General features: G+C 33.0%; 14 protein-coding genes. 9 read left to right on the plus strand and 5 right to left on the minus strand.

What is annotated here, in order from left to right:
* The first annotated feature begins 260 nt into the window (after positions 1–260).
* Genes NSR03_RS00690 through NSR03_RS00710 form a run of 5 tightly spaced genes read left to right on the plus strand, consistent with a single transcriptional unit; the run spans position 261 to position 4,510 of the window.
* Complete coding sequence (locus NSR03_RS00690; RefSeq protein ID WP_069801956.1) at positions 261–1,445, plus strand: betaine/proline/choline family ABC transporter ATP-binding protein; 1,185 nt, start codon at positions 261–263, stop codon at positions 1,443–1,445.
* Complete coding sequence (locus tag NSR03_RS00695) at positions 1,445–2,080, plus strand: ABC transporter permease (RefSeq protein WP_002506756.1); 636 nt, start codon at positions 1,445–1,447, stop codon at positions 2,078–2,080. Before NSR03_RS00690 ends, NSR03_RS00695 begins: the two co-directional genes overlap by 1 nt.
* A gap of 15 nt (positions 2,081–2,095) precedes the next feature.
* Positions 2,096–3,040, plus strand: coding sequence for an osmoprotectant ABC transporter substrate-binding protein (locus NSR03_RS00700; RefSeq protein ID WP_069813361.1), 945 nt, complete (start codon positions 2,096–2,098; stop codon positions 3,038–3,040).
* The gene (locus tag NSR03_RS00705; protein WP_021338543.1) at positions 3,040–3,729 is read left to right on the plus strand and encodes an ABC transporter permease; all 690 of its coding nucleotides are present in this window, start codon (positions 3,040–3,042) and stop codon (positions 3,727–3,729) included. The genes NSR03_RS00700 and NSR03_RS00705 overlap by 1 nt, the downstream gene beginning before the upstream one ends.
* A gap of 19 nt (positions 3,730–3,748) precedes the next feature.
* A complete protein-coding gene (locus NSR03_RS00710) occupies positions 3,749–4,510 on the plus strand; it encodes an alpha/beta hydrolase (protein WP_021338542.1) in 762 nt (253 codons plus the stop codon).
* A 246-nt stretch (positions 4,511–4,756) separates the two neighbouring features.
* Here NSR03_RS00710 and NSR03_RS00715 read toward each other — a convergent pair whose 3' ends face one another.
* From NSR03_RS00715 to NSR03_RS00735, 5 genes are all read right to left on the minus strand, one after another.
* Positions 4,757–5,803: an acyl-CoA dehydrogenase family protein gene (locus NSR03_RS00715; protein ID WP_069813358.1), complete on the minus strand. Its 1,047-nt coding sequence runs from the start codon at positions 5,801–5,803 to the stop codon at positions 4,757–4,759.
* A 14-nt stretch (positions 5,804–5,817) separates the two neighbouring features.
* A complete protein-coding gene (locus tag NSR03_RS00720; RefSeq protein ID WP_021338540.1) occupies positions 5,818–6,579 on the minus strand; it encodes an ABC transporter permease in 762 nt (253 codons plus the stop codon).
* A gap of 5 nt (positions 6,580–6,584) precedes the next feature.
* Entirely contained in the window at positions 6,585–7,544 is a 960-nt protein-coding gene (locus NSR03_RS00725; RefSeq protein WP_069813357.1) for an ABC transporter substrate-binding protein, read from the minus strand.
* A 13-nt stretch (positions 7,545–7,557) separates the two neighbouring features.
* Positions 7,558–8,298, minus strand: coding sequence for an ABC transporter ATP-binding protein (locus NSR03_RS00730; RefSeq protein WP_021338538.1), 741 nt, complete (start codon positions 8,296–8,298; stop codon positions 7,558–7,560).
* Positions 8,299–8,581: 283 nt separating this feature from the next.
* Positions 8,582–9,094: a DUF4242 domain-containing protein gene (locus NSR03_RS00735; RefSeq protein ID WP_002506764.1), complete on the minus strand. Its 513-nt coding sequence runs from the start codon at positions 9,092–9,094 to the stop codon at positions 8,582–8,584.
* Between the two features lie 265 nt (positions 9,095–9,359).
* Between NSR03_RS00735 and NSR03_RS00740 the strand changes: the two genes are divergently transcribed.
* The 4 genes from NSR03_RS00740 (at position 9,360) to NSR03_RS00755 (ending at position 13,393) form a co-directional block, all read left to right on the plus strand.
* A complete protein-coding gene (locus NSR03_RS00740) occupies positions 9,360–10,979 on the plus strand; it encodes a M20/M25/M40 family metallo-hydrolase (protein WP_069813355.1) in 1,620 nt (539 codons plus the stop codon).
* Between the two features lie 127 nt (positions 10,980–11,106).
* Entirely contained in the window at positions 11,107–11,547 is a 441-nt protein-coding gene (locus NSR03_RS00745; protein WP_069813353.1) for a DUF805 domain-containing protein, read from the plus strand.
* Between the two features lie 222 nt (positions 11,548–11,769).
* Positions 11,770–12,474 carry a DUF969 domain-containing protein gene (locus tag NSR03_RS00750; protein WP_069813351.1) on the plus strand — a complete coding sequence of 235 codons (705 nt, stop codon included), beginning with the start codon at positions 11,770–11,772 and terminating at the stop codon, positions 12,472–12,474.
* Positions 12,467–13,393 (plus strand): DUF979 domain-containing protein, encoded by a 927-nt coding sequence (locus NSR03_RS00755; protein WP_069813349.1) that lies wholly within the window; start codon positions 12,467–12,469, stop codon positions 13,391–13,393. The genes NSR03_RS00750 and NSR03_RS00755 overlap by 8 nt, the downstream gene beginning before the upstream one ends.
* Positions 13,394–13,436 lie beyond the last annotated feature (43 nt).

Consider the following 13,436-nt stretch of genomic DNA (forward strand, 5'->3'; position numbering starts at 1 on the left):
TTGAATGTTTAAAGTAACAAAACTCATAAGTATAAATTATTTATTTTTATTAATTAAGGTATCTTATTGTATAGGGTAACAAAATCAAATTTTAATTTATTATATAATTGATTTGTTTTTTAACAACCAAAACGAATAAATTAGGGCTATTTGTAGCTATGTTGTTACTTATTTTAGAATTTGTATAACATCCACAGATAGTCTAAAATTATTATGAAATATTTTTAATTTAAAATATGTACATAGAAAGGGATTGAACCATGTTAAGTATTAAAAACTTATCAAAAGTCTACGGCGGTGGGAAGAAAGCTGTAGATAATATATCATTAGATATTGAATCTGGTGAATTTATTGCGTTTATAGGAACAAGTGGTAGTGGTAAAACTACTGCTTTAAGAATGATCAACAGAATGATAGAAGCTACTGAGGGACAAATAACAATTAATGGCAAAGATGTCCGCAAAATGAATCCAGTAGAATTACGTAGAAAAATTGGTTATGTAATTCAACAAATAGGACTCATGCCTCATATGACAATCAGAGAAAATATCGTTTTAGTACCGAAATTATTAAAATGGTCTCAAGAAAAGAAAGAACGTAAAGCGAAAGAATTAATTAAACTCGTAGATTTACCAGAAGAGTTTTTAGATAGATATCCATCTCAATTATCTGGGGGACAGCAACAACGTATTGGGGTAGTGCGTGCATTAGCTGCTGAACAAGATGTCATCTTAATGGATGAACCATTTGGTGCATTAGACCCGATTACAAGAGATACATTACAAGATTTAGTGAAAGAATTACAACAAAAATTAGGTAAAACATTTGTTTTTGTTACGCATGATATGGATGAAGCGATTAAGCTAGCAGACAAAATTTGTATTATGTCTGAAGGACAAGTTATACAATTTGACACACCAGATAATATTTTACGTCATCCTGCAAACGATTTCGTACGTGATTTTATTGGTCAAAATAGATTAATTCAAGATCGTCCAAATATGCGTACAGTTAAAGATGCAATGATTAAACCAGTAACTGTACACGCAGATCGTTCACTGAACGAAGTAGTTAAAGTCATGAGAGAACGTCGTGTAGATACTATTTTTGTGGTAGGTAATAGCAATAGATTACTAGGTTACTTAGATATTGAAGATATTAACCAAGGCTTACGTGCAAACAAAGAGCTTATCGATACGATGCAACGTGATATTTATAGAGTAAGAATAGACAGTAAATTGCAAGATTCAGTACGTACAATTTTAAAACGAAATGTAAGAAACGTTCCGGTAGTGGATAAAGATGGTGAAACATTAATTGGATTAGTTACGAGAGCAAACCTAGTGGATATTGTTTATGACAGTATTTGGGGCGAAATAGACGAAGATGACAATGCGGATCAAAATGCAATAGTAGAGCCCGAAAATGTAGGAGCTGATAAATAATGAAAGTTTTCATAGAGCAATATGGTGGGCAACTGATATCAAAAACAGCTGAACACTTTTATATCTCAATGATCGCATTGTTAATCGCTATCGTAGTGGCTGTTCCATTAGGCATTATCTTATCCAAAATGAAAAGAACTTCAAATATCGTACTCACAATTGCTGGTGTGCTTCAAACAATACCAACACTTGCGGTATTAGCTATCATGATACCAATATTTGGCGTGGGGAAATTACCTGCAATTGTAGCATTATTTATCTATGTACTTTTACCAATATTGAATAATACTGTGTTAGGCGTCAAAAACATCGACACTAATATTAAAGAAGCTGGCACAAGTATGGGAATGACCAAGTTACAACTTATGAAAGATATTGAATTACCGTTAGCTTTACCACTTATATTAGGTGGTATTCGATTATCATCTGTATATGTAATCAGTTGGGCGACGCTAGCAAGTTATGTTGGTGCAGGCGGCTTAGGTGACTTTGTATTTAACGGTTTAAATTTATATGATCCATTGATGATTGTAAGTGCAGCTATACTTGTAACAATTTTAGCTTTAGTTGTAGATGTATTACTTTCATTAGTCGAAAAATGGGCTGTTCCAAAAGGCTTAAAAGTATCCAGATAATAAAAGGAGGACATTATGAAGAAGTTTAAACAGTATAGTATCGTGCTTGTACTGTGTCTGACGGTGTTATCTGGATGTAGTTTACCTGGTTTAAGTGGTAGCAGCTCAGATAATGAAGTTAAAATTACAGCACTTGCAACGAGTGAATCACAAATTATGTCTCATATGTTGAGACTTTTAATAGAACATGATACAGATGGTCAGATTAAACCATCATTAATTAACAATTTAGGTTCAAGTACCATTCAACATAATGCTTTAGTGAATGGTGATGCAAATATGTCAGGGGCAAGATATAATGGCACAGATTTAACAGGTGCTTTAAAAGAAGATCCAATAAAAGATCCTGGAAAAGCGATGGAAGCGACTCAAGATGGGTTCCAAAAGAAATTTGATCAAACATTCTTTGATTCATATGGTTTTGCGAACACATACGCATTTATGGTTACTAAAGAAACAGCTGAGAAATATAATTTAGAAACTGTTTCAGATTTAGAAAAACATAGTGATGAGTTAAGACTTGGCGTGGACAGTTCGTGGTTACATCGTGAAGGTGACGGTTATCCAGGATTTACGAAAGAATATGGGTTTGACTTTGATACAGTACGTCCAATGCAAATCGGACTTGTATATGATGCCTTAAATTCAAAAAACTTAGAAGTAGCAGTTGGTTATTCAACGGATGGACGTATTGAGGGGTACGATTTAAAAGTACTTGAAGACGATAGACGCTTTTTCCCACCATACGATTCGAGTGCAGTAGCAACGAATAGTTTATTAGAAAAACATCCAAAATTAAAACCAATTATTAATAAGTTGAAGGGCAAAATATCAACAGAAGAAATGCAAAAGCTTAATTATCAAGCAGATGGTGAAGGTCAAGAACCAGCTGTTGTAGCTGAAAAATTCTTGAAAGCACACAACTATTTTGAAGACGATAAGAAAGGTGGTCAAAACTAATGGAAGGTAATTTATTACAGCAATTAGTCGAATATTATTCAGTCAACTTTGGCTACCTATGGGATTTATTCATTAAGCATTTATTAATGTCAGTATATGGCGTTTTATTTGCAGCAATTGTAGGTATTCCATTGGGGATTATCATTGCTAGATATAAAAAATTATCATGGACGATTATTACAATTGCCAATATTATACAGACTGTACCAGTTATTGCGATGTTAGCAATTTTAATGTTAGTGATGGGCTTAGGTCCAAATACAGTTGTTTTAACAGTGTTCTTATACGCATTATTACCTATAATTAAAAATACTTTTACAGGTATTATTGGCGTTGATGCAAACATTAAAGATGCTGGTAAAGGTATGGGTATGACACGAAACCAAGTGTTACGTTTAATTGAGTTACCGTTGTCTTTATCTGTAATTTTAGGTGGTTTAAGAATCGCACTTGTTGTAGCAATTGGTGTTGTAGCAGTTGGGTCATTTATTGGAGCACCAACTTTAGGTGACATTATTATTCGTGGTACAAACGCAACAGATGGCACAACGTTTATTCTTGCAGGTGCAATTCCAATTGCATTAATCGCAATTCTAATTGACGTTGGATTGAGATTTTTAGAAAAACGTTTAGATCCTTCTAACAAAACACAGAAAAAAGAAAAGCATAAGCCACAAAGTGTTAATTAATAAAGGGTAGTGATTAAAGTTGGCAATTTTATCAATTAATTATAATTCTAAAACAATAGGTATGCATCATCATTTTATGGTGATTTTACCGGAAGATAAAAGTTATTTTAATAAAGCAGCACAACCGAAACCATTGAAAACTTTATTATTACTACATGGTCTTTCAAGTGATGAAACTTCTTATATGCGTTACACAAGTATTGAACGTTATGCTAATACGCATCAATTAGCTGTCATTATGCCAAATGCGGACCATAGTGGATATAGTAACATGGTTTATGGCCATAACTATTTTGATTATGTATTAGAAGTGTTAGATTATGCGCATCAAATTTTACCATTATCTGATAAAAGAGAAGATAATTTTATTGCTGGGCATTCTATGGGTGGCTATGGCACCATTAAATATGCTTTATCACAAGGACATCGTTTTGCTAAAGCTTGTCCGTTATCAGCAGTGTTTAATGGTCAACATCTTATGGATTTTGATTGGTATGATTTCTCAGGTGAAGCTATAGCAGGAACAAGTAAAAGAGTTAAAGGTACTGACTTAGATCCATATCATTTAGTCGATCAAGCAGTAGACCAAAATAAAGCTATTCCGGAGTTACTCATCATGTGTGGCACAGAAGATGAATTGCATGAAGATAATCAACAATTTATCAAGTACTTAGATGAAAAAGCAGTTCCATATCAATTTGAGGATGGACCTGGTGAACATGATTATGCTTATTGGGATCAAAGTATTAAACGTGCAATTGAATGGTTTGTTAAAGCATAATAACAGAAAAACAGCGAACAACTGTATTTACACGGTTGTTCGCTGTTTTAGTATGTCGACAAAGTCTCAGACTTTGTCTGAATTTTTGTGCACGCTTTTCGCGGGTACACCTCATCCTGTAGTTTCCAGCTAATGCTTTATTAACTAGTCAGAAGTGGCCCCAATAACTGCTATTACTTAAAAATAAAAATATCAACAAGTAATTTCCTATTATATAACAGTTATTACTGTTTTTGAATTGAGCTATTAAACTGAAGCATTGCTGCTTTTGAATTCTTCTTGTAGTTTACCTAAATGTCTTAATGTTGGCGTTAGCGCTGCAAAGAAAAAGCCTTCTTTTAATTTACGTGCTTGAGGTGCACGAGGTGAATATGCTCTAGAACCCCCGTTAACCATAGATGCTTGATTGACTTCAAGTAGTAAATAACCGGCTTCTTTTTTCAAATCAATCAAGTCACCAAATTGATTGTGTAAATCATGTGTATCTAATAAATTGTAAAATTGATTTTTTATATTGTTATAACGTGCTTCAAAATCTTGAACATCATATTCTAAATATTTGTTAATGCCATTTTGTGCATTAGAAAATTTATGAATTAAATCAAGTGATGAACGTACTGAACCTAATGCAATCGGTATTTGTAACGCTACAAATTGTGGACGTATCTTAGATGCGAATGTTTTTGCATCGTGTGTAATAATATGTTCTTCAGGTATGTGCACATCATTCATTTCAATTGAAAATGTTGCTGAACCATTTACACCTAAAAAGGTAGACATTTCATTTATATTAACGCCTTCTTGATTGGCTTGAACGATAAACATTACAAGTTCATCTGATGTTTCAGATTTAGAAATAGCACCAAAATAATGTTCTGAAGCAATGTTACTAATCGCAGGTAATCTACCATTCACAATGAATTGTTCATCCTTATAGTGATGTGACAAGTTGAATGATTCTAAATCATTAAATGATTTCATCGGATTTGATAATCCAGTAGCACCTAAAATTTTACCTGATAGTAATTGGTGTTGTAAGTCTTTATTTAAATGCGGTTGTTCTGCATTTTGTAAATAGGTAGAAAATGCCAGTTGGCACCATAAACAGAAGCCCGTTGTCAGACAAGATTTTGATACTTCTTCGATGACTTCTGAATTTGCTTTGACATCATCTTCTTTAAAATAACCTTCTTTAAATAAAGTTTGAATGAAGGTTTTAGGGTAATGTGAACCGTCATCAATTTCTACTAAATAGGGATCTAATTCGTTTTCAATGTGTGTTTTTAAACTCATAAATATACTCTCCTTTATTCACCAAAACGTGTTAATATCATTTTCTCTAAATAACTAATGAGGCGATCAATTAAAAATCCAAATACCCCAATAAAGAATATGGCAGATAAAACATCTTCTAAATTCAACATATTCCGTGAATCAACAATTAAGAATCCAAGTCCAGATTGTGCACCGATCATTTCACCAGAAACTAAGAATATCCAGCTTGTTCCAACTGCCATATGTATACCGCCCATAATATGTTTAAATGCACCAGGGAAGAGGATGTTTCGGTATAATGACCAACCCTTTAAATTTAAATTAGATGCAATTTTCAAGTATTGTGGTTCCACATTTCGAATCCCTTTGATTGTATTAAATACAATTGGGAAAAATGCTGCAATAAATATAATTGCCATCGCCGGTAAACTCCCGATACCAAACCATAAAACGACGAATGGCGACCATGCAATAGGGGAGACTGGTCTGATTAATTGAAATAGTGGTTCTATTGCATCAAATAATGCATTACTGCGTCCTAATAAAAAGCCAACAGGAACCCCTACGATAACTGCAAATCCAAATCCTACAATAAAGCGAAATAAACTAATACCTAAGTGTGAGAATATTTCCCCGGTAATAATGAACTGCCAAATACTTTCTGCTACAAGTAAGGGTCCCGGTAAAAGAATGGGCTGGTAATCTCCAATCCATATTACGCATTGCCATATAAATAGGAAAATGATGAAAGTAATGATTGGTAATGTCCATTTTTTGACTAAATTAGCTGTCATTTCATTTATCCCTCCTTATATAGCGTAGGATCAACAAAATCTTTATAAGCAGGTGCTTTAAAAAGATTATGATCATTTACTAAATCTGTAATTTTACTGTAACCATCTTTTTTAATTGTTAAATCGCCATATGATGTCCATTCTGCTGATTGTTCTAGAACTTTTCTATCTTGCTTAAAGTTTTTTGCCATGACATCAACACTTTTTTCTTTGTTGTTCATTTTATAACCAGCTTGTTTATAATCTGACATGAATGCTTTGGCAACTGTATGATGTTGATCAATAAGATCACTTCTGAGTACGAGTGCACAACAATAAGCATCTGGAACGATATCACTACCATGCTTTATAGTATCGCCTTTACCTAATTTTTCTCCCAATGCCCCGAATGGTTCCGCGACAGAATAACCCGAGATTCGCTTTTCGCTTAACGCTGCAGGCATTTCTGCTGGTGCCATTTCATGATAACTAAAAGTGTTAGATTTTAAGTTCATTTGCTTTCGCATTTCTTCTAGTAATAAATAATGTGTTGAATAACGATGTGGGATAGCAAAACTGTATTCTCCGTGATTGTGAAAATCAGAAGCTTCCTTACCTTTTTGTCCCATAATCACATTGCCCTCGTGATGACCTAAGGCGACTGCTTTAATATCTGAGCCTTTTTGTTTTGATTTCATCGCAAGTTCAATCAGTGTAGATGCACCATCAATTTTACCGCTGTTCAATGCATCCATAAGGTCTGGCCAATTATTAAAACGTATGAGTTCAAGTTTGTAACCAGATTTTTTAGACTTTTGTTGAATTTCTTCTGTCATCATCAAATTTGCTGAATGTGTTACTGGAAGATAGCCTATTTTTATAGTTTGTTTTTTATTGTCACCATTTTGACTATCTTGATTTTTATTTGGACTACAACCAGAAAGAATAAGAAGGAGTATTAAAGTAAAAGCAATATATTTTTTCAATTTTTAACACTCCTTATAAATAATATTCTGGCTCTGCCATATGATGATTTAGCGCAAATTTTTCCATAATATCATTTCTAACTTTTAATAAATGGCTATCATTGCGGTTACGAGGATGAGATTGTTTTATACTATATTGGTTGATAATTTCACAACCCTCACCGAGTAGCACGATATTATCTGAAAGATAAATCGCTTCATCAATATCATGCGTAACTAAAATGATTGTTGCTTTTGTGCGCTCTTTTAAACGTACAAGCTGATCTTGTAATTTATAACGTGTAAAGGCATCTAAAGCGCCTAAAGGTTCATCCATGAGAATGACATTTGGTTGGTGTACTTGTGCTCTACAAAGCGCAACACGTTGTTTCATACCACCGGATAATTCTTCTGGAAATAATTTTCCTTTATGATTTAAATCTACGGTTTTTAACTGTTTATTAATGTCTTCATTGCTTATGTATTGAGACAAACCAATACGTATGTTGTCGTTAATATTTTTCCAAGGAAGTAAGTTGTGGTGTTGAAATATCATTAAACAATCAGGTGATGGTGTTTGTTTAATTTTTCCATCAATATTTACTGTCCCTGAAGTTGGTGTTAAAAAACCACCAATAATATTTAATAACGTTGATTTACCGCAACCACTTTTACCTATAAAAGTTACGATGTTACTTTTTTCTATATTTAATTCAAAATCATTAATGACTTGGTTATCGCCAAATTGATGTTGAACGTGGTCAATGTGAATCATTACAACACCTCGATTAATCTTATCGTTTTAGTATGGTTTATCCTTACACTAAAGGGCTATGCATACACATAGCCCGTGAAGTGATTGGTTTTAATTTTTTATTTTGAAAAAAGTGCATAAGAACTACTAATCTCAATTTCATTGAGAAGCAAAATTAAGGATTACAATAGCTTTAGCTATTGCATAAGAAAATCTAGTGATTAAAAATCACTTTTAGAATAAAGGATTACAATAGCTAAGCTATTGCATTAAGAAAAACTAATGACTTTAGTCATAAGTTTTTCTATATTTTCTCGATATCATCGATAGGGGTATCTACAGCTTTACGTGCGCGGCGAACAGCATCTTCGTCTGGTGCATCGTATAAACAGATACATTTTGACATATCTTCACAAACGTAAGTACGTTGGAATTGTACTTCAGGCACTTCTTCATAATGTACTGAGTTTTTCTTTTTACGTGCTAAATATTGATCCATAGAAACGCCTTCTGGAATATTCCAAGTTACTAGGTAATCTACATGTGCATCACCTTTTTTAACGTCTTCTAATTCTTTACCAACTAAACGTACTTCTTTAACAAGATTTATATTAATTGAAGCATCTTCTAAAAATTGTTTCGCTTCAGTATCATCATTAGCTTCAACGATAAAGTATCCGTGTGTAAGGTCTTCTGTCGCCTGTACTTCGATAAGCGTTGGTACTTCAGCTGTTGTTAAATCAGCTGCTTTCTTTTCTAATTCGCTTTTTGTTGAGGCAAAAGCTAAGTCATTTGCTTCTAGTAAATATAATGTCATAAATATTAACCTCCAAGATTGATAATACATGAATAATACAACAATCCTTATCAGATTACAAGGATATAATGACATGTAATTTTAATTTTCTGAAAACTGTTAATTAATTTATAGAATATTATAGTTAGGAACATTCAATTGTAACTAAGTGTCGATTGAGGAACTATTAAATACGTTAAAATATCGCTTTTATAATTAAATCTATTGCTATTGAATTTCAATACATATTATACTTGAGAAAACGCTTACAAATAGAGGGGATAAAGTGACGAAATTGCTATGGCAATCATACGAAAATCGATTAAATTTATTAAAGAGATTAGTGAATCATCCAACAGTGACGAATTCTGAAGGGGAACTAACATTTCCAAACTTCGTAAAGCAGTTATTGTTACAACTTACATACTTTCAAGAACATAAAAAGCATATTCAATTGACACAAACTGAAGATGATAAGGAAGCTGTTGTTGCCTTTTATCAAGCAAATACTTCGGCAAAAACAATTGTGTTAATTAGTCATTATGACACTGTTGGTGTAGAAGATTATGGTAATTTTCATTGCAATGCGTTTAATCCAGATGAACTAAAATCATTATTTTCCCAAAATCAGCATTATTTAAATGCAGAAGCAATTGAAGACTTAAACAATGACACCTATTTATTTGGCCGTGGCACAATGGATATGAAAGCAGGGCTCATGTTGCATCTTTCATTAATTGAATTAGCTAGTGTTGAAGCATGGGATATTAATTTAATTTTAGTTACAGTGCCAGATGAAGAAGTCCACTCTTCAGGGATGCGCAAAGCAGTAGAAGCAATTGCCCAGCTAAAGCAACAATATCATTTGGATATACAACTTCATTTAAATAGTGAACCTACTTTTCAACAAGCTGGTGCTGATGAAAAGCATTATATATATTCAGGGTCAATTGGAAAGATTATGCCTGGTGTATTATGTTATGGCAAAGAAACGCATGTAGGTAATCCATTAGATGGTTTGAGTTCTAACTTTATGATGAGTTATATTACGCAAGAAATTGAATACAACAATGCATTTAGAGAAGTTTTTGAAAATGATGCAACGCCCGTTCCAGTATCTCTGCATATGAGAGATTATAAATTGGCGTACGATGTCCAAACACCATTCAGAACAAAAGGATTATTTAATGTTTTTCTTTTTAAAAATAAGCCAGTTGATGTGTTTAGGCAGTTTATCGATTCAGTAATACACGCTACAGAACGTTGTGAAAGTGATTGGCTCGCTATATTAGAAGAGCAAGAGAAAGAATTTGATACGAAAATTAATGTGCTCACATATGAGCAATTAAAGCGATATGCCATTAAACAACATGGAGAGGCATATATAACTATGCAAATTGATAAGGCGATCCAAGAGACAGATGAGTTACATTTACAAAGTGTCAACGTTGCTGATAAGTTAATGCAAACCTGTAAAGATATTGCACCAGCAGTAGTGACATTTTTTGCAACACCATATTATCCTGCTGTTAATTCGTCTTACGATAAGCGTATTGAGTCAACAGTTGAATTAGTGCGTCGAACGTTACGCGATCAATTTCAACGTCAAAGTGAACGTGTTCACTATTTTAATGGTATTAGTGATAGTAGTTATTTGAACTTTGATGGAGATATGGAACAAATTGCTGCCTATGAAAAAAATACGCCTAATTTTAATAAAACATATCAACTACCATTTGAAGTTATTAAAGCTATTAGCGCGCCGATATTATTATGTGGACCGATAGGTAAAGACGCACATAAAGTCAGTGAACGTTTGCATAAAAAAAGTGCATTTGAAGAATTACCTGTTGTTTTAGAACAAATTATTAATTCTTATATTGAGTCAGCAAAAGAACAAGAATAACTTGTAATCTTTTCTTAAATAAATTTTTATAAACTAATGCTTGTTAGTGTATAGGTTAGTGCGATATATTAGTGAATATATTCATTGCACAGGTAATTCCATAAGAAGAAAATGGAGTGGTAACAATATGATAGAGGCGTATAAAAGTTTTTGGAAGAGATATGCTGACTTTAAAGGGAAATCAGATAGACTAGAGTTTTGGACACCAGTATTGGTTCATATCATTGGCATCTTTATCGTAGCGTTAATCGGCGCAATTAGCTTTATAACAGGGGCTTTTATTGTCGCAGCGATTTTATCTGCACTTATTGGTATATTTGCTTTAGCAATCATGGTACCTATGGTTTCAGTGACGTTAAGAAGATTTTATGATGCAGGTAGAAAAAGGGTTACTGCACTCATTTTAATTATTTTATCGATTTTTGTTAATATCTTGTTTGATATTATACAAATCAATAGCGTTGCAATATTTTTAAATGTTGTGTCAATAATTTGTACGATTATATTGATTGTTGAGACGCTATTACCTTCACGTGAAGTTCCTGAGTCAGAATTGAAATTGTTATAAAAATAAATCTTATGGGTAAGTTAAACTAAATAACAGTTATTCTTGAAGTGCAACTTTTTCTAGTTAGCTTTGTGAGAGCGGGAGTATGAAATCAAAATTGGATTTCATACTCCCGCTCTTTTTTGTGGATTTTCATAAAAGCGAGTTATCAACATAATTTTTCTGAAAATTCATTGTATTTAGGAATAATAAATTTATACTATAGTAAAAAGGAGGGATTTTATGGAATGGTTAAAATTAATAGGAATTTTGATTATCATATTAGGCTTTGTCTTTAAAGTTGATACTATTGCAGTAATTTTAATTGCCGCAGTAGTTACTGGTATTGTATCAGGAATAGATATTTATGAAATTCTAGATACATTGGGCAAGGCGTTTGTAGATAATAGGTTGGTGACGTTGTTCATTTTAACTTTACCGATGGTTGGATTAATAGAGAGGTTTGGATTGAAAAAACAAGCTTCTAATTTAATAGGAAAGGTGAAGCGTGTAACGAGTGGACGATTGATGACAATTTATTTAGTTATTAGAGAGCTAGCAGGTGTGGCGTCGATTCGCATAGGAGGACATCCACAATTTGTTAGGCCGCTGATTAATCCGATGGTACAAGGTGCATTAAAAACACGTTATAACTTAAAAGATGAAGAAGTCGATGCAACAGATATTGAGAAGATAAAAGCACAAGCTTCTGCAATGGAAAATTATGGTAATTTCTTTGGACAAAATTTATTTGTTGGCGCAGCAGGTGTATTACTAATGGTTGGAACGTTTCAGTCATTAGGCATTAAAGTAGATGCAGTCGATCTTGTTCTCGCATCATTACCAATTGCAATTATCGTTTTCATTATTGTGTGGATTAATAACATAAGGTTTGATAAGTATTTAGAGAAAAAGTATGGCACGAAGCAGGTGAACAAAAATGAGTGAAAATACATTAAATAATATTTTAGAACTCTTTTACATATTAATAGGTTTACAATTACTTTATACAGCATATCGTGTATTAAAAGCTTCGTCACATCAGAAGAAGTATGGTACAGCACTATTTTGGATTTTGCTAGCAACAACTTTTATCATAGGTCCTTATATATCAAATGTAATAAACGGTATATTTATTTTAGTAATGGGTGGATTAACATTATTTAAGCAAGTAATAATCAAAAATATCATTGATGTTGATGAAACAACAGGGGATAAAGGTGCAAAAAAATATGGTAATAAATTATTTATTCCAGCTATTATACTAGCTGTGGCTGCAATCGCGGTATCAAATTGGACGCCCTTAGGTGGCGCAATTGGTTTAGGTGTATCCTCTGTTTTAGGGTTATTAGCAGCTTATGTTGTAATTAAACCTAATGGCAAATATGTACTCTATGATAGTGATAGATTAACACAACAGATTGGCACTGTAGGTATATTACCTCAGTTTTTAGCAGCTTTAGGTGTGCTATTTACTGTGAGTGGTGTTGGAGATGTTATTTCTAAAGGGCTATCTTCATTTTTATCGGAAGGCAATCATTTATTAGGAGCGACAGCATATGTATTAGGCATGGTATTATTTACGATGCTAATGGGCAACGCTTTTGCAGCATTTACGGTTATCACAGCAAGTATTGGTATTCCATTTGTTATAGCTCAAGGTGGAGACCCTGTTATAGCTGGTGCTTTAGCAATGACAGGTGGATTTTGTGGAACGTTGTTAACACCTATGGCAGCAAACTTTAATACATTGCCAGTAGCATTATTAGAAATGAAAGATGAATTTGGCGTTATTAAAGCACAAGCACCTATCGCGTTTATATTAATTTTTGTACACATTGGTTTAATGTATTTTTGGGCTTTTTAAATCATAATTATTGAGCGTTAGTGAATTAAAAATAAAGGAGGCT

This window comes from Staphylococcus sp. FSL W8-1207 (assembly GCF_038003745.1).
In the GTDB taxonomy this organism is placed as follows: domain Bacteria; phylum Bacillota; class Bacilli; order Staphylococcales; family Staphylococcaceae; genus Staphylococcus; species Staphylococcus equorum.

What these genes read in the sequence shown, in the direction of transcription:
- NSR03_RS00735 (WP_002506764.1), bottom strand. Translation starts at nt 9,094, where the DNA reads ATGACATTATATTTACTAGAAGCAAATGACTTAGCTTTTGCCTCAACA.
- NSR03_RS00745 (WP_069813353.1), top strand. Translation starts at nt 11,107, where the DNA reads ATGATAGAGGCGTATAAAAGTTTTTGGAAGAGATATGCTGACTTTAAA.
- NSR03_RS00720 (WP_021338540.1), bottom strand. Translation starts at nt 6,579, where the DNA reads ATGACAGCTAATTTAGTCAAAAAATGGACATTACCAATCATTACTTTC.
- NSR03_RS00755 (WP_069813349.1), top strand. Translation starts at nt 12,467, where the DNA reads ATGAGTGAAAATACATTAAATAATATTTTAGAACTCTTTTACATATTA.
- NSR03_RS00705 (WP_021338543.1), top strand. Translation starts at nt 3,040, where the DNA reads ATGGAAGGTAATTTATTACAGCAATTAGTCGAATATTATTCAGTCAAC.
- NSR03_RS00715 (WP_069813358.1), bottom strand. Translation starts at nt 5,803, where the DNA reads ATGAGTTTAAAAACACACATTGAAAACGAATTAGATCCCTATTTAGTA.
- NSR03_RS00695 (WP_002506756.1), top strand. Translation starts at nt 1,445, where the DNA reads ATGAAAGTTTTCATAGAGCAATATGGTGGGCAACTGATATCAAAAACA.
- NSR03_RS00690 (WP_069801956.1), top strand. Translation starts at nt 261, where the DNA reads ATGTTAAGTATTAAAAACTTATCAAAAGTCTACGGCGGTGGGAAGAAA.
- NSR03_RS00700 (WP_069813361.1), top strand. Translation starts at nt 2,096, where the DNA reads ATGAAGAAGTTTAAACAGTATAGTATCGTGCTTGTACTGTGTCTGACG.
- NSR03_RS00730 (WP_021338538.1), bottom strand. Translation starts at nt 8,298, where the DNA reads ATGATTCACATTGACCACGTTCAACATCAATTTGGCGATAACCAAGTC.
- NSR03_RS00750 (WP_069813351.1), top strand. Translation starts at nt 11,770, where the DNA reads ATGGAATGGTTAAAATTAATAGGAATTTTGATTATCATATTAGGCTTT.